The sequence below is a fragment of the Komagataeibacter sucrofermentans DSM 15973 genome (assembly GCF_040581405.1).
GTDB classification, from domain to species: domain Bacteria; phylum Pseudomonadota; class Alphaproteobacteria; order Acetobacterales; family Acetobacteraceae; genus Komagataeibacter; species Komagataeibacter sucrofermentans.
Map to the genome: position 1 here is coordinate 1,879,027 of NZ_CP137157.1, position 15,974 is coordinate 1,895,000.

The 15,974-nt window shown below is 57.8% G+C and carries 11 protein-coding genes, 1 tRNA gene, 2 rRNA genes, 1 pseudogene and 1 other annotated feature (1 of these 16 running past the window's edge); of the genes and pseudogenes, 7 read left to right on the top strand and 8 right to left on the bottom strand.

From position 1 onward, the window contains the following. Positions 1–264: 264 nt before the first annotated feature. From putA to R5N89_RS09025, 4 genes and pseudogenes are all read left to right on the top strand, one after another. Positions 265–3,900 (top strand): bifunctional proline dehydrogenase/L-glutamate gamma-semialdehyde dehydrogenase PutA, encoded by a 3,636-nt coding sequence (putA, locus tag R5N89_RS09010; RefSeq protein WP_110567402.1) that lies wholly within the window; start codon positions 265–267, stop codon positions 3,898–3,900. Positions 3,901–4,221: 321 nt separating this feature from the next. Further along, a complete protein-coding gene (locus tag R5N89_RS09015; protein ID WP_110567400.1) occupies positions 4,222–4,917 on the top strand; it encodes a GntR family transcriptional regulator in 696 nt (231 codons plus the stop codon). An 88-nt stretch (positions 4,918–5,005) separates the two neighbouring features. After that, a pseudogene (locus R5N89_RS09020) lies at positions 5,006–5,385 on the top strand (transposase); the annotation flags it as partial. Next, positions 5,293–5,399: a sequence feature (AL1L pseudoknot), on the top strand. Its footprint overlaps the pseudogene before it by 93 nt. 52 nt (positions 5,400–5,451) lie before the next feature. Next, positions 5,452–6,638, top strand: a protein-coding gene (locus tag R5N89_RS09025) for an IS3 family transposase (RefSeq protein ID WP_110570281.1) whose coding sequence is annotated in 2 segments (ribosomal slippage) — positions 5,452–5,722 and positions 5,722–6,638 — 1,188 coding nt in all. Because the reading frame shifts where the segments join, the coding sequence is not laid out codon by codon here. Positions 6,639–6,658: 20 nt separating this feature from the next. On the opposite strand, the gene R5N89_RS09030 is transcribed toward R5N89_RS09025, so the two are convergent. Continuing rightward, positions 6,659–7,420 (bottom strand): alpha/beta fold hydrolase, encoded by a 762-nt coding sequence (locus R5N89_RS09030; RefSeq protein ID WP_373320410.1) that lies wholly within the window; start codon positions 7,418–7,420, stop codon positions 6,659–6,661. Positions 7,421–7,979: 559 nt separating this feature from the next. On the opposite strand from R5N89_RS09030, the gene R5N89_RS09035 reads away from it, so the two are divergent. Beyond that, positions 7,980–8,549: a hypothetical protein gene (locus R5N89_RS09035; protein WP_208624744.1), complete on the top strand. Its 570-nt coding sequence runs from the start codon at positions 7,980–7,982 to the stop codon at positions 8,547–8,549. A gap of 131 nt (positions 8,550–8,680) precedes the next feature. Here the strand turns inward: R5N89_RS09035 and R5N89_RS09040 are convergent, their stop codons facing one another. Next, positions 8,681–9,223 (bottom strand): NADPH-dependent FMN reductase, encoded by a 543-nt coding sequence (locus R5N89_RS09040; RefSeq protein ID WP_110570232.1) that lies wholly within the window; start codon positions 9,221–9,223, stop codon positions 8,681–8,683. A 60-nt stretch (positions 9,224–9,283) separates the two neighbouring features. Continuing rightward, complete coding sequence (locus R5N89_RS09045; RefSeq protein WP_110570238.1) at positions 9,284–9,838, bottom strand: cysteine hydrolase family protein; 555 nt, start codon at positions 9,836–9,838, stop codon at positions 9,284–9,286. Positions 9,839–9,940: 102 nt separating this feature from the next. Here R5N89_RS09045 and R5N89_RS09050 point away from each other — a divergent pair, with 102 nt between their 5' ends. Beyond that, positions 9,941–10,927, top strand: a complete 987-nt coding sequence (locus R5N89_RS09050; RefSeq protein ID WP_110570233.1) for a GlxA family transcriptional regulator — start codon at positions 9,941–9,943, stop codon at positions 10,925–10,927. 21 nt (positions 10,928–10,948) lie between these two features. Here R5N89_RS09050 and R5N89_RS09055 read toward each other — a convergent pair whose 3' ends face one another. After that, positions 10,949–11,950, bottom strand: coding sequence for an NAD(P)-dependent alcohol dehydrogenase (locus R5N89_RS09055; RefSeq protein ID WP_110570234.1), 1,002 nt, complete (start codon positions 11,948–11,950; stop codon positions 10,949–10,951). Between the two features lie 316 nt (positions 11,951–12,266). Next, positions 12,267–13,466, bottom strand: coding sequence for an MFS transporter (locus R5N89_RS09060; RefSeq protein ID WP_110570235.1), 1,200 nt, complete (start codon positions 13,464–13,466; stop codon positions 12,267–12,269). A 155-nt stretch (positions 13,467–13,621) separates the two neighbouring features. On the opposite strand from R5N89_RS09060, the gene R5N89_RS09065 reads away from it, so the two are divergent. Continuing rightward, complete coding sequence (locus tag R5N89_RS09065) at positions 13,622–14,512, top strand: LysR family transcriptional regulator (protein ID WP_110570236.1); 891 nt, start codon at positions 13,622–13,624, stop codon at positions 14,510–14,512. Positions 14,513–14,667: 155 nt separating this feature from the next. On the opposite strand, the gene R5N89_RS09070 is transcribed toward R5N89_RS09065, so the two are convergent. From R5N89_RS09070 to R5N89_RS09080, 3 genes are all read right to left on the bottom strand, one after another. Further along, positions 14,668–14,744 (bottom strand) — tRNA-Met (locus R5N89_RS09070). Positions 14,745–14,764: 20 nt separating this feature from the next. After that, positions 14,765–14,880 (bottom strand): 5S ribosomal RNA (rrf, locus tag R5N89_RS09075). Between the two features lie 116 nt (positions 14,881–14,996). Beyond that, positions 14,997–15,974, bottom strand: a 23S ribosomal RNA gene (locus R5N89_RS09080) (it continues 1,763 nt past the right edge of the window).

Genomic DNA, 15,974 nt, shown 5'->3' on the forward strand with positions numbered 1-15,974 from the left:
AGGCGATAGATCCCTCCGTATCGTGGAACCTGTCATTGATCCGCGTTCTGACAGTGCACCACACTACACTTATAAATATTCCTTACATATTCATAAAACGGATAATTATCTTTGCGCAGCTTATCCTGCCCAGAGATGCTGGCCTATTTCATATATTATATTGCGAATCATATATTATAATGCGATGGGTATATCATTCTGAAGCCAGAACCTTCTGTGCCATGCGCCAGAGAGGCAACCTTTCACATACCGGAACAGAAATTCATGTCAGTTCATGACACGTTCGCCCCCGCGTTTTCGTCCCGTTCCCCCCTGCGTCAGGCCATTGTGAAAGCGATCCGCAAATCCGAAGCCTTGTGTGTCGAGGCACTGACCCCTGCCGCAACCCTGAACACGGTGGAAAGCGCGCAGACACAAGCACTGGCAACGCGCCTGACAGAAAGCCTGCGGGCCGCACGCCATCCCGGCCTTGTGGAAACACTGGTGCAGGAATTCGCCCTTTCCTCAGCCGAGGGCGTGGCGCTGATGTGTCTGGCCGAAGCATTGCTGCGCATTCCTGACAGGGCGACGCGCGATGCGCTGATTGAGGACAAGATCGGCGATGGCGACTGGCTGGCGCATGTGTCACGCGACCGGCCACTGTTTGCCAATGCCGCGGCCTGGGGGCTGGCGCTTACGGGTGAAGTCGTGGCCCGGCATGATGAAAAAACCCTGAAATCCGCCCTGCTGGGCTTTGTGGCCCGGGGCGCCAGACCAGTCATCCGCAAGGCGGTTGACGCCGCCATGCGGATGATGGGCGAGCAGTTCGTGCTGGGCGAGAGCATAGGGCAGGCCCGCAAGAACAGCGCACGGCTGGAAGATGTGGGTTTTTCCTATTCCTACGACATGCTGGGCGAGGCAGCCTTTACCGCACAGGATGCCAACCGCTACCGGCAGGATTACCTTGACGCCATTCATGCCATTGGCCGCAGCGCGCGGGGTGCCAGCGTGTATGAACGCCCGGGCATTTCCATAAAACTTTCGGCCCTGCACCCCCGTTATGCCCGCGCCCAGAGTGAACGGGTCATGACCGAGCTGCTGCCCGTGGTGCAGGAACTGACCCTGCTGGCGCGCGGTTACAATATCGGTATCAATATCGATGCCGAAGAAAGCGAACGGCTCGACCTGTCGCTCGACTTGCTCGAAGCACTGTGCCACACGCCCGGCCTGGAAGGCTGGAACGGGATTGGCTTTGTTGTGCAGGCCTACGGCAAGCGTTGCCCGTACGTGCTGGATTACATCATCGACCTTGCCCACCGTAGCAAGCGGCGCCTGATGGTCCGGCTTGTCAAAGGGGCCTATTGGGATAGCGAGATCAAGAAAGCGCAGGTCGACGGGCTGGCCGACTTTCCGGTCTATACGCGCAAATGTCATACCGACATCAGCTACATTGCCTGCGCGCGCAAGCTGCTGGCGGCGCGTGATGTGATCTTTCCGCAGTTTGCCACGCATAATGCCCGCACGCTGGCCACCATCTACACATTGGCTGGTGAACCGTTTGAGGTGGGTTCGTATGAATTCCAGTGTCTGCATGGCATGGGTGAGCCTCTGTACCGGCAGGTGGTCGGCCCGACCAAACTCAACCGCCCGACCCGTATCTATGCCCCGGTTGGCACGCATGAGACCCTGCTGGCCTATCTGGTACGCCGCCTGCTGGAAAATGGAGCAAACTCCTCCTTCGTGAACCAGATCGGTGATGAATCCATTCCGGTTGCAAATCTGGTGCAAGACCCGCTGGCCGTGGCCCGCAGCTTTATCCCTTATGGTGCCCCCCACCCTGAAATACGCAGCCCCTGCGACCTGTTTGGCACAGAACGCCGCAATTCCGCAGGTCTGGATCTGGCCGATGACCGGGTCCTGTCGGAACTCACGGCCGGATTGCAGGCAGCCCCGAAAAGCTGGAAAGCCACATCCCTTGTTATGGGCGCACAGCCTGAGGGCGCGGCCTTGCCCGTTACCAACCCTGCCGACCGCCGCGATCAGGTCGGAACGGTCATCCCGGCAACACCGGAGGTTGTCAGGCAGGCCATGACCGCCGCACAGGCCGCCTGCACCGACTGGGCCGCAACCCCGCCCGCAACCCGTGCCGACATTTTGGAAACAGCATCCGGCCTGCTGGAATCCCGTCAGGACGAACTGCTGGCCCTGCTCTCGCGCGAGGCAGGAAAATCCCTGCCAAACGGCATTGCCGAAGTACGCGAGGCCGTGGACTTCCTTCGCTATTATGCCGCCACCATTCGCCGGGATTTTGATAACGCCACCCATGTGCCCCTGGGCACGGTGGCGTGCATCAGCCCGTGGAATTTTCCGCTGGCCATCTTTGTAGGCCAGATTGCCGCAGCCCTGGCCGCAGGCAATGTAGCTGTCGCCAAACCGGCGGAAGAAACCCCGCTGGTTGCAGCCCTGGCCGTAGGGATATTGCATGAAGCCGGCGTGCCGGCAGGTGCCGTGCAACTGCTGACCGGTGAAGGCGATATCGGGGCGGCGCTGGTGGGTGATGACCGGGTTATGGGCGTGATGTTTACCGGTTCCACTGCCGTGGCGCAGACCATCAACCGCCAGCTTGCAACACGGCGCACACAGACGGGCCAGCCTGTACCGCTGATTGCGGAAACAGGCGGCCAGAACGCCATGATTGTTGATTCCTCTGCCCTGGCGGAGCAAGTGGTGGCGGATATCGTGGCATCAGCCTTTGACAGCGCAGGGCAGCGCTGCTCCGCCCTGCGGCTGCTATGTGTGCAGGAAGACTGCGCCGATCATGTCCTGACCATGCTGCGTGGCGCCATGCGGGAGCTGAACATGGGCAATCCCGCCCTGCTTTCCACCGATGTCGGTCCGGTCATTACGGCGCAGGCGGCACAGGTCATTACCCGGCATATCGACGCTTTCCGCCAGAAAAAAGCACCAGTCTTTACCCTGCCCATGCCGCAGGCCTGTGCAGAGGGCAGCTTTGTGCCGCCTACCCTGATCGAAATCCTGAACGTGCAGGAAATGGGCAGCGAAGTGTTTGGCCCGGTCCTGCATGTCTTGCGGTATTCCCACCGCAATCTCGATCAGTTGCTGGCTGATATCAATGCAACCGGATATGGCCTGACCTTCGGTCTGCATACCCGCATTGAATCCACGGTGAAACATGTGCTGTCACGGGTGGAGGCAGGCAATCTGTATGTAAACCGCAATACGATCGGGGCGGTCGTGGGCGTGCAGCCTTTTGGCGGGCGCGGCCTGTCAGGCACGGGACCAAAAGCGGGCGGCCCGCTCATGCTGCGCAGGCTGCTGGCACAGGCGCCTGCCCTGCCTGTGCTGGTGCAGGGGCAGACACAGATGGCCATGACCATATGGACAGACTGGCTGGGCGGACAGGGAGAAACGACTGCGGCAGCCACGGCCATGACCCTGCGCGACAGGCCGCTGAGCGGGGGCACGCTGCCCCTGCCCGGCCCGGTGGGGGAGGAAAACCTCTATAAGCTGACAGCCCGCGGCAATGTGCTCTGTATCGCAACAGGCAAGGCGGCGCTGTATGACCAGATCTCGCTTGTGCTGGCCGGGGGCAATACGGCCCTTGTGCTGGGCAATGCCGTGCCGCGCACATGGTACGCCACATTGCCTGCTGTCGTGCAGGCCCGGGTCAGGTCGGTAGACAGCGCCACGGACGAACCCTGTGCTGTAATCCTGAGCGAAAAGGATGATACGGCCTTCTCCACGGCCCGGCAGGCGCTGTCGGCTGGAGACCACCCGATCATCTCCGCATGGCTGACCGGCGACGGCCTGCCCGGTGCTGAATACGTGCTGGAGGAGCAGTCCGTCAGCATCAACACCACGGCTGCGGGTGGCAATGCCAGCCTGATGACACTGAACTGAAACCAGTGCCGGCCTGTCTGTCATGATGGGTCGGCTGCACCAGCCTTCATCCTGACTGTCTGCCTGAAAGCCTACGAAAGGCAGACCCTGCCCCGCCGGGTGAGCGTATTATACGCCCTACATCCGGCGCAGCACGGCGTGACCCGGAACGCGCGAGCGCAGCCAGATCAATGCGACGGATTCTGGTCACGCAGCATATGTTTCATATGCCAACTCTCTATCCCTGCCCGTAGACTACCGATAAAGTCGCACCGCCTGCGCCTGAACAGCTATGCTGGTGCGGAATTTGTCGCCTCATCCCCTGAAAAGGACCGAAACGCCATGTTGCCATCTTCCATTTTCGATGCGGGCAACGGGCAGAAACGCGGCGTAGCCTCGGTCATGATCAGCACGGCGTTACGCAACGCCATCCTGTCCGGTGCATTACCCGCAGACCAGCCCCTGCCCCAGTCAGAACTGGCGACGGGCTTCGGTACCAGCATCATTCCCGTGCGGGAGGCGCTCAAGCAGCTGGAAGCCGAAGGGCTGGTCATGTTCATGCCCAACCGGGGGGCCATGGTGACGGGCATGACAGAAGAAGACATTATAGAATATTCGGAAATTCGTGCCTCGCTGGAAGAAATGGCGGCCCGGCATGCCGTCAGCCGGATGTCGCGCGTTGACCTTGCGCGGATAGAAGATGCCTATGATGCCTTCGTGCAGGGGGCCGCGCAGGCCACGGGCCGGCATCGTTCGGGTGAACTGAACCGGGCCTTTCACAATGCGATCTATGCCGCAGCGCAGCGCCCGCGCCTGCTGGAAATGATTGATGACCTGCATATACGGCTCAACCGGTATATTCGCAGCCACCTGGAAATTGCAGGTCGCAAGGAAGCAACGGATATCGAACATGAAGCCATCATGCAGGCATGCCGCCGGCACGATGCGGAAGAAGTCGCGCGTTTGACAAAGCAGCATATTCTTGAAGCCGCCAATATTTCCGTAAAAGTCATTCGCGGGCGTATGTCAGCACCCTGAAAAACCGGATGGAACCATTATGGAGGCGATCCGTGAACTGAACTGCCCCGGGTTTACCGGAGAGTAAAACTCTCGGAGGATGAGCCTTATGGTAGAGAAGAAGAAGACATCACGTTATTCGCCTGAGTTCCGTGAGCGCGCCGTGCGCCTTCTGGACGAGCATCGCTCGGATTACCCGAGCCTATCGGCGGCCTGTCGCGAGATTGGTGGCAAGCTTGGCTGCTCGGACGACAGCCTGCATGACTGGTGGAAGCAGGCCCGACGGGACGCTGGGGCGCAACCGGGGCCGACCTCGGCCGAGACGGCACGGATCAGGGCGTTGGAGCGTGAGGTCCGTGAACTGCGTCAGGCCAATGAGATCCTGAAGAAGGCTTCGGCTTATTTTGCTCAGGTAGCGCTCGACCGCCCGTTTCGCAAATGATCGCGTTTATTGAAGCCTACCGTGCCGATTACGGGGTCGAGCCAATCAGAAGTGGTCCCCATTTTTCGGACAGGGCGATAAGCTATCATCTGACCTGAACGAGGACGGGTTTTATGGGCAAGGTTACGCGGAAACGGTATGCGGCGGAGTTCAAATCACGGGTTGCCCTGGAGGCGATCCGTGGCGAACTGACGCTGGCGGAACTGGCGTCGAAACATGGCGTGCATCAGACGATGATCGCCCAATGGAAGCGCCAGGCGATCGAAGGCATGGCAAGCCTTTTTTCTGGTAAGTCAGTAACGGAACCTTCAGTCAGCCCTGCTGATGTAGAGAAACTGCACGCCAAGATCGGCCAGTTGCTGGTGGAACGGGATTTTTTGCGGGATGCCTCTGCTCGGTTGGGCGTGATCAGAGGCGGCAGATGATTGACCCGAAGCGAGCGCGCCTGCCGATAATCCGGCAATGCACGCTGCTGCAACTCAACCGGTCGGGCGTCTACTATCGACCTGTGCCACAGAGCGAGGCCAATCTGGAGCTGATGCGGCTGATCGACGCCCAGTTCCTGGAAACGCCGTATTATGGCTCACGGCAGATGACATGGTATCTGCGCCGCCTGGGACATGAAGTGGGCCGCAAGCGGGTCCGGCGGCTCATGGCGATCATGGGCCTGCGGGCGATCTACCAGAAGCCGCGCACGACCGTGCCCCATCCGGAACATCGGAAATATCCATATCTGCTACGGGATCTGGTCATCAATCGGCCTGACCAGGTCTGGTGTTCCGATATCACATATATTCCCATGAAACGGGGATTTCTCTATCTTGTGGCGATCATGGACTGGTTCACGCGCAAGGTCCTGTCCTGGCGTCTGTCGAACACGATGGACGTGGCGTTCTGTATCGAGGCGCTACAGGATGCCCTCATGCGCTATGGCGCCCCGGACATTTTCAATACTGACCAGGGGTCGCAATTTACGACACCCCGTTTCACCGGGATACTGGAAGAGCGTCAGATCCGCATCAGTATGGACGGGCGTGGGCGATGGCTGGATAACGTGTTCATCGAGCGTCTGTGGCGGTCGCTGAAATATGAATGCGTCTACCTGCACGCGTTCGAGACCGGATCAGAACTGAGGGCCGGGCTTGGCAGATGGATCGCCCATTATAACGAAAGGCGTCTGCATGCGGCGCTGGCTGGACGAACGCCCGATGAGGCGTATCATAACGTGCCGACGCCCTCTGGTCCGGGGTTAACCCCGGACCAGAGGGCCAACAGCAACGCCGTCAGAAGGGCGGCATAACAACAACCGGGTATAGCTTATCAAGCCCGCAAAACTGTCCGAACGGACGGGACCACCTCAATGCGCCTGTCGTCATCCTCCGCGTCATGGACAAGATCAATGCCAGCCGCTGCACGGTAATCTTCACATGCGGCATGTCGCATTGCCGGATCAGCATAGCAGCGACGGTATTCGGCCATCACGCGCGGATCAACGGAATCCGGTATCTTGATCTGTCCCGCTATGTGATTTTCCAGAAAGAAATCCGGATCAGCACTGATCAGCTTTTCCGGCAACGGATAGGGCTGGATCAGGAAAAACCACCAGAAATAACGCCGCGCAAACTCCATATCGGTCCGGGCATACATCGTGGCAGTCGGCGCAATATCGATTACGACCAGTTTCTCGACTGCCTGCGGTGCATCGAGTGCCAGACGATGTGCCACACGACCGCCCCGGTCATGCCCAATAACCCGAAACCGATCAAAACCAAGCGCCTTCATGACGCCTATCTGATCGGCAGCCATAGCCCGTTTGGAATAGTTGATGTGCTCAGGGCCTCCGTCAGGTTTCTCACTGTCGCCGTATCCCCGCAGATCCGTGGCCACAACTGTGAAGCGCTCCGCCAGTGCTGGTGCGACCTTGTGCCAGGTCAGATGCATCTGGGGATGACCGTGCAGCAGGAGCAGAGGCGGGCCCTTCCCGCCTATTGCCGTACGAATACGCATTCCACCCACATCAATGTCACGCCACTGGAATCCGGGCAGTAAGCCCGGGAACTCTCTAATAACGGCGACCATCATAAATAACCTTTTCTTATGACCCAACAGAGAAACCGAATGCTAAAGAAATAATATTTCATTCAAAGGCGTGAGCGATATCATCTATCAGAACGATTTTTGCATAGCCAAATGCCAGCGTCACGCCTACAATGTCGTGCGTCCTTGACAATAGCCTCGGCTACCGATCATCGGCCACGGAAACGGCTAACCCATCATAGTTGGCTTCTGTTCCACTTTACTTGACCTACGCCCAACCCGACAGGCTGCTAGAACCTGTTAGATCTTGAAATTCTCCCCATATTTTAGGGAAGGAAGAAGGAGACGGGACAAACATTTTTATGGACGAGACGTGGACGATCTGGCGCCCTCTCTGATCGAAGCGGTTCGCTCGATGAGTAAGACACCACCCATGAACTGCCAGTGGCGTCAGTCATGTTCAACAGCCCTTCTACCATTCCCTTGTGGGTGGTGGCGGACATCGGGAACCGGTCTTCCGCAGGCATACGATGTGGCAGAGTGTCTGGCGATGAGCACATATTTACCAAAGCTCGCAATTTCTACTGAATAAAGGCTCTCTGGAATGTCCACACCATCACTTGGCAACGATGAGGTCTTGAGAGACGTTTTTGATTATTTCCTCCCCCGTTACAATTTTTCCGAATGTCACACGATAACCATTCAGGGTCAGCCTTCTGATATTCTTGATGCCATCGCAGACTATCAGGTTCAAGATGACCCGCTTATACGCTCCGTTATTTCCCTCCGAGAACTTCCAGGACGATTGTTAAAGCACCTGTCAGCCCCACCATTGGATCTGGATGATTTTACCCTTCTGGCCCGTACGGAACACACACTTGCCTATGGTCTGGCGGGAGCATTCTGGCGTGCTGATTATGGACTTTGCTCCCTTCCCTCTCCCGATGCTTTCAGAGCCACAAAACAGGGAGATATCTGTAAACTGGTTCTTGGCTTTACTGTCGCGCCCATCAGCAAGAGCAGGTGTCGCCTCATAACCAAAACACGTGTTCTCTGCCTCAGTGACAAGGCCAGACGATACTTTACGCCTTACTGGTTTCTGATCCGTCCCGTCAGCGGATTGCTACGCCGTCGCATGCTCTGGAATATTCGCAGGGTTATAGAACAGAACTAAAGAAGTCATATCCAGACTTTCAGCCTGCCTTATCATTTTCAGAGCAGTTTCATCATACCCACCGGAAGTCTCTGTCCTTACTGATGTAAAAATAACAGAGTAATAAGGCGAATCGGGTGTTTCAACGATACTCATAAAACACCTGCCCTTTCCGATATAGACAGAGAGAAACTATCCAGAAACGCCTTAATCCTTTCACGATTTTGAGGATCAGACAGCACTTCGGATATTTGATCGGGCGTCAAGTTCATGAGACTGAACCGGAGAAAAACATCATAAGAGAAGTTGCTGCTGACCGTGCCGAATACAGTGCGCAAATCGACAAGCATGTCGTCTCCCCGATGCGAAGCATGCATCAGGGCAATCGGTTTTGTCGTAAGAAGATTACCGGAGACAAGCCAGTCAATGGCATTCTTCAGTCCCCCAGGAATGCTCCGTACATATTCAGGGCTGGACACGATCAGGCCGTCACTCGCGGCGACCTGGTCCATGAAGTCACATACCGGTGGTGGAAGTTTATCCGTTTCCAAATCCGGCGAGAAGACCGGAAGCGCGCCCACCTGATCAAACACTGAGATAGAAAATATCGCTGGCGCCATGAACGACACGGCGCGCAGCATCGCGGTATTTGTCGAGTTGTGTCGTGCGCTGCCTGAAATAGCCAATATTTTCACGATAACGCTTCAATTGTCATGTTCATATAAAGCCCTGAATCTCTGTTAGAGGATAACACCTTATTCCGAGCTATGGATTATCTCGCGTGTCGGTATGACTTTTGCATAGGCGAATGCCAATGCCGCCATATAGGCAACATGTACCTGCTTTGCCGGAACTGCTGTCTCGTTGAACGCCAGATCACGCGTGGCGATCGCGTCATGTACCACGGTCACATCATATCCGAGATCGACTGCAGCACGGACAGTCGCGTCGATGCAGACATGACTCATGGCGCCAAGAACCGTCAGTTGCCTGATGCCCTGCCTATCCAGAAGCGTCTTCAACTCCGTATCCCTGAACGCATTGGGATGATGTTTGAGCACAACCGGCTCTCCATTCTCCGGTAACACCCGTTCGTTGATCTGCGCGCCAACTGATCCCGGAACAAAGAATGGCGCATCGCTGCTTTCAAACTCATGCTGGATATGAATGACCGGCCTTCCGGTCTCCCGGAACTGCGCAAGCACACGTCCTGCGTTGGCGGCAGCCTCTTCGATCCCCACCAGCGGCCACCGTCCGCCGGGAAAATAATCGTTCTGAAGATCAATGATGATCAGCGTGTGATCGGACATGGCTCTTCTCCCCACTCGTGCACCATATTTTACACGACGCTAACGCCATCCTGATCATGACCCCACTGGCAGAAATGACAAAAACAGGGTCATATCTGACAAATGAACCGTCAGCCTGCACTGGACATTATCCTTGTCGCCTACCCTTCCGCCCAGAAGGCCGCGCTTTACGGGCTGGTCGACCTGTTCGCTGTCGCGGACGAACTGAGCCGCAAACGTCTGGAAAGGGCTGCTCCCGTATTGCGGGTTTTATCCATGGATCCGGATCGGTTCTCAGGCGGCAGTTTCGGCAGAGCAGAAGGTAGCACTTCTCTGCCCGACGCACCGTCCGTCGTAATCATTCCACCCAGCCTGACCGGACCACCCAACCCGGAAACCGTTCCAGAACTTTTGACCTGGCTTCGCACTTGTCATGAAGGCGGTAGCATCCTGGCAGCCGTCTGTGCCGGAACATTCCTCCTTGCTGCCACGGGCCTTCTGGACGGAAGACCGGCCACCACGCACTGGAGTGCCGCCGCAAGACTACAGCAGGCCTTCCCGGCCATCAGGATTGATCCGGATCGCCTGCTGGTAGATGATGGTGACATTCTGACAGTTGGCGGCATCATGTCTTGGCCAGATCTGGGCCTGCGGCTGATTGACAGACTACTCGGTCCCGCCGCAATGCTGAAAACGGCCCGTTATCTGCTGATTGATCCGCCCCGGCACGATCAACGCCAGTATCGGCACTTCGCGCCAAACCTGACGCATGGTGACAGGACTGTCCTTAAGGTCCAGCACTGGCTGCGTACGGAAACAGCCCGCGACGCCACAGTCGCCGATATGACAAGGCTGTCAGGGCTGGAGGAACGGACTTTCCTGCGTCGTTTCCACAAGGCGACCTCTCTTACGCCACTCGCTTATCTGCAACATCTGCGGGTGGAGAAAGGCCGGGACCTTCTGGAAGCCACGACCCTGCCGCTGGACCAGATTGCCTGGGAGGTCGGGTATCAGGACAGTGGGGCTTTTCGCAAGATTTTCACGCGGCTTTTGGGGCAGACACCCGCAGACTATAGGAGGCGTGTCAGTCCGGCGGGCGACAGCCGGTAATAAAAACAACCCTATTTTTACTTATGATATGTTGATCACGACCTTGCCCATGCCACGTGTCCCCGCAAAATAATGATACGCATCTCTCGCCTCATCGAAGGAAAAAACGCGATCAATCAGCGGGTGCAGACGATGCGCCCTGAGAGCTGCGTTCATCCCTGCAAACATCTCACCTGATCCAACATTGACCCCTTCGAGCAACAGATTTCGCCGCATGATATTGGCAGGATCAATCTGGCCGCCTGTCAGCACACCGATCAGGTGAATGGCTCCCCCGAACCGGCAGGCCTGCATCGAGTGAGGCAACGTGCCTGCGCCCCCGACTTCGACGACATGGTCAACGCCGCCACGCTCAGCAATGATCCGTCCCCATTCCGGCTGTTCTCGATAATTGAGCGTCTCCTGCGCCCCCATGTCACGCATCCGCACGAGTTTATCATCGTCAGAGGACGTTGCGATCACATGCGCGCCCGCCAGAACGGCAAACTGGAGCGCAAAGAGTGAGACGCCTCCCGAGCCAAGCAGAAGGACGCGCTGACCGGGGAGAAGCGTGCGCGCGCCACCAAACAGCGCATGCCAGGCCGTGAGGGCAGCACAGGGCAGCGTTGCCGCTTCCTGAAAAGTCAGGTGATCTGGAATCTCGATCAGGCCATCCTCATCAAACAGGCGATATTCCGTCAGGACCCCATCAACCGGACCACCAAGCGCCGAGGCCGCCATCCGTTCTGATAGCGCACCGCCGGCCCAGTCCTGAAAGAACAGGCCCGCGACACGATCGCCCACCACATGTCGCGTCACACCATCGCCAATGGCCACGACTTCTCCGGCACCATCGGAAAGCGGCACGAGATCGACTGTTTTGGCACGGGGCAACCGTCCTCTGGCGACGGTCAGATCCCGATAATTCAGCGAGGCCGCGCGCATCCTGACCAGAACCTGCCCATAAGCAGGCGTAGGCATCTGCCTCTCCTGCTGGACCAGTTCCTCGATACTGCCCAGGATCGGAAACAGATAAGATTTCATGATGCCAGAGCCTCCCCGATGTGTCGGATGGCATACCCGGGTCTGGACCGACGCGATACGCCATCGTCTTTACTGCACTCGCCGTCCATCATAGTGCCGGCCTCCTCCAGCGCCTCATCAGATTTTCCTGATGACAGTATCCTGCGCCTGAATGACCTCGCCATCTGCATCCCGCACGATCAACGGTGCCAGAGGGTCTTCCCTCTTTCCGGTCGACCCATTCCTAATGTGGCGCAGGGCTGTTGTAGATTTCCTGAAGGGAGAAAATGCGCATCACTTCCGGTCAAATCTCGCTGGGAAAATAAAGCGCGTTAGGTCAGCCATTGCGCGGCATGCGTGTAAACCCGCTTCCTGACTCCACCATGACGATCAACAGGGCACCAATCAGCAGAACTGTCGCTGCCCACGGAATGACGGTCGTGCCAAGATGGTCGAGTAGCAGACCCCCGACGATCCCGCCGCCGGCAATGGCCGTGTTCCATACGGTCACGATCATAGACTGGGCGATATCGGCCCCCTCGCCTGCTGCACGCGCGGACGCCGTCTGGAACAGCGTGGCCGCGCCACCAAAGGCCAGCCCCCACAGAACTGTCCCCGCATAGACTGCAATCGGACTGGTCCCTGCAAAACCCAATATGCAACCGGCAATCATGAAAAGAGCGATACTGGCCAGGACCATTACTCGCAGCCAGTGATCGATAAGGGCGCCGATCAGCCAGATGCCGACCAGAGCGGTAAGACCGAATACCAGCAGCACCATATCTACCTGTCCGCCCATGCCGACCTGCAGCAGGAAAGGCGCGATATATGTATAGAGGATATTGTGGGCCAGGACGAACAGTAGCGTGACAGACAGGATTGTCCGCACACCCGGCATCAGGAACACATGCCTGAGCGTCAGACGTCGTCCCTGACCTTGGCCCGGAAAATCCGGCACCGCTGCCACGACCCAGCCCAGCAGACCGACCGTCAGCGCAGTCATGATACCGAAAGTGTAACGCCAACCAACCATCGTTCCAAGGAGGGTGCCAAGAGGGATGCCAAACGACAGGGCAAGAGGTGTCCCGACCATTGCCACAGCAATGGCCCTTCCCTGCAAAGCGGGTGCCACCATCCGGCTGGCGTAGCCCGCCAGCAGCGCCCACAGCAGTCCGGCCGATACCCCTGCCAGAAAACGGGCGGCAAGGGTAAGGACATAACTGGTTGAGATGGCCGTGATCGTATTGACGACAGCAAAACCACCGATGGCCAGAAGCAGCAGCCTGCGCCGTCGCCAGCCCTGCGTGGCGCTGGTCAGCGGGATGGCCGCGACAAGGGAACCGATTGCGTAAAGTGTGACAAGCTGCCCCACCATCGCATCCGATACGTTCAGACTCCTGCCCATCTGGGGCAGCAGGCCTGCCGGCAGAGCCTCGGTCAGGATGGTGATGAACCCGGCCGTGGCCAAAGCCAGGAGGCCTCCCAGTGGCAGACGTCCCGATGTGGACAGATTGCATTCAATCGTTTCTGAAGTCATGGAATCACCCACCCCAAAGCATGTCGTGGCGCAAAGCTGTCTGTCGCTTTGCCGCCGCTCGTTGCCCTCACGATAAGATGGTCCCCACTCCGGATTAATCAGGCTATAGTTCCATACATAATGGACGAATGTGTCCGTAATGGCCGGATCATGCGATGGACAGTCTGGGCGCTCTTCCCATTTTCATACAGGCTGCGGAAACACGCAGCTTCACGGCCGCCGGTCAGCAACTGGGCCTGTCCGCCTCTGCGGTCGGCAAGGCCATTGCACGTCTTGAAGGGCGTCTCGGCGTCAGGCTGTTTCATCGCAGCACGCGAACGATCACGCTGACTCAGGAAGGGCATCTCTTTCTGGCGCGCTGCCGTCGGATCCTGGGGGAAGTCGCGGCTGCCGAACAGGAACTGGCCGATACACACGCCACACCATCGGGACGTCTGCGCGTGAGCCTCCCCATGGTGGGCATGCTGCTGATGCCTGCCGTCAACGCCTTTATCCGGACCTATCCGGAAATCGAGCCCGATCTTGATTTCACCGATCGCCTTGTGGATGTCATCGGCGAAGGCTTCGATGTGGTTCTCCGGACTGGCGATGCTGCGGACTCACGCCTGATGACCCGTGTCGTCGGCACATTCCATCACCGGCTGGTTGCCAGTCCTATCTATCTGGAGCGCCATGGCACACCCATCGAACCGGCTGATCTGGTGCATCATGTCTGTCTGCGCCACAGATATCCCACAACCGGAAAACTGGAAGCATGGCCACTGCGGCAGGATCGCCCGGCTGGGGCCATTGAACCCCCGGCAACCGTTATTGCCTCGGCGCTGGAACCACTGATCAGCATGGCCGAAGCCGGGCTGGGTATCGTCAGCCTGCCGGACTTCGTGCTTCACGAGCATCTCAGGACCGGACATCTCGTTCCTGTGCTATCCGACCATACCGCACATTCAGGAGTCTTCCGTCTTCTGTGGCCGTCCAGCCCCTATCTCCCACCGAAACTCCGGGTGTTTATCGAGTTCATGACGGCGAATCTGTTCCCGTCCAAATGACCTTGCTCTGGCGGTTCAAGCACACGTGAAATCAGCCCAACCTACGCTGCGCTTTCACTCCCATCTGCATCCTATGTGCATCCTGCGCGTATGTGCCAAACGCAGAAAGCCGCCCTTGCGGACGGCTTAACATGCTGATTATATTGGATAAATTTTGGTTGCGGGGGCAGGATTTGAACCTGCGGCCTTCAGGTTATGAGCCTGACGAGCTACCGGGCTGCTCCACCCCGCGGTTGTGGGGGAGACTGGAAGACCTGGCGGCGACCGACTTTCCCGTGCCTTAAGGCACAGTATCATGGGCGCTGGGGGTTTTCACGGCCGAGTTCGGGATGGGATCGGGTGGATCATTCCCCGCCATGGCCACCAGGTCATCGAGTCTCCCCGTATGGGGTTGGACTTGATGTGGATGGGTTGGTGTTTTTTGTATGACTATGTATTGAGAGTGGATGACTGCTGTGCATGTGTGTTGCCACGATTGTGGCGATGGAATGAGCCTATTGGGCGATTAGGACCAGTCAGCTGCACGCATTACTGCGCTTCCACACCTGGCCTATTGACGTGATGGTCTATCACGGCCCTTGGGGAGACCTTGTTTTGAGGTGGGTTTCCCGCTTAGATGCTTTCAGCGGTTATCCCGTCCACACTTAGCTACCCGGCTGTGCCGCTGGCGCGACAACCGGTGCACCAGAGGTATGTTCATCCCGGTCCTCTCGTACTAGGGACAAATCCTCTCAAGTCTCCAACACCCACGGCAGATAGGGACCGAACTGTCTCACGACGTTCTAAACCCAGCTCACGTACCACTTTAATCGGCGAACAGCCGAACCCTTGGGACCTGCTCCAGCCCCAGGATGTGATGAGCCGACATCGAGGTGCCAAACCTCCCCGTCGATGTGGACTCTTGGGGGAGATCAGCCTGTTATCCCTAGAGTACCTTTTATCCGTTGAGCGATGGCCCTTCCACGCGGGACCACCGGATCACTATGGCCGACTTTCGTCTCTGATCGAGCTGTCACTCTCACAGTCAGGCGGGCTTATGCCATTGCACTCGACAGCCGGTTTCCGACCGGCCTGAGCCCACCATCGCGCGCCTCCGTTACACTTTGGGAGGCGACCGCCCCAGTCAAACTGCCCACCATGCAGGGTCCCGGACCTGGCTAACAGGCCTCGGTTAGACATCAGAAACAGTCAGGGTGGTATTTCAAGGATGGCTCCACCGGAACTGGCGCCCCGGTTTCAAAGCCTCCCACCTATCCTACACAGAATGTCTCTGATGCCACTGCAAAGCTGCAGTAAAGGTTCATAGGGTCTTTCCGTCTGACCGCGGGTACCCCGCATCTTCACGGGGAATTCAATTTCGCTGAGCCGATGCTGGAGACAGCGGGGAAGTCGTTACGCCATTCGTGCAGGTCGGAACTTACCCGACAAGGAATTTCGCTACCTTAGGACCGTTATAGTTACG

Excerpts from the sequence above, each read along its gene's own strand:
- R5N89_RS09060 (WP_110570235.1), bottom strand. The coding sequence starts at position 13,466 with ATGACTTCAGAAACGATTGAATGCAATCTGTCCACATCGGGACGTCTG.
- R5N89_RS09035 (WP_208624744.1), top strand. The coding sequence starts at position 7,980 with ATGTCCACACCATCACTTGGCAACGATGAGGTCTTGAGAGACGTTTTT.
- R5N89_RS09055 (WP_110570234.1), bottom strand. The coding sequence starts at position 11,950 with ATGAAATCTTATCTGTTTCCGATCCTGGGCAGTATCGAGGAACTGGTC.
- R5N89_RS09065 (WP_110570236.1), top strand. The coding sequence starts at position 13,622 with ATGGACAGTCTGGGCGCTCTTCCCATTTTCATACAGGCTGCGGAAACA.
- R5N89_RS09050 (WP_110570233.1), top strand. The coding sequence starts at position 9,941 with ATGAACCGTCAGCCTGCACTGGACATTATCCTTGTCGCCTACCCTTCC.
- R5N89_RS09015 (WP_110567400.1), top strand. The coding sequence starts at position 4,222 with ATGTTGCCATCTTCCATTTTCGATGCGGGCAACGGGCAGAAACGCGGC.
- putA (WP_110567402.1), top strand. The coding sequence starts at position 265 with ATGTCAGTTCATGACACGTTCGCCCCCGCGTTTTCGTCCCGTTCCCCC.
- R5N89_RS09030 (WP_373320410.1), bottom strand. The coding sequence starts at position 7,420 with ATGATGGTCGCCGTTATTAGAGAGTTCCCGGGCTTACTGCCCGGATTC.
- R5N89_RS09045 (WP_110570238.1), bottom strand. The coding sequence starts at position 9,838 with ATGTCCGATCACACGCTGATCATCATTGATCTTCAGAACGATTATTTT.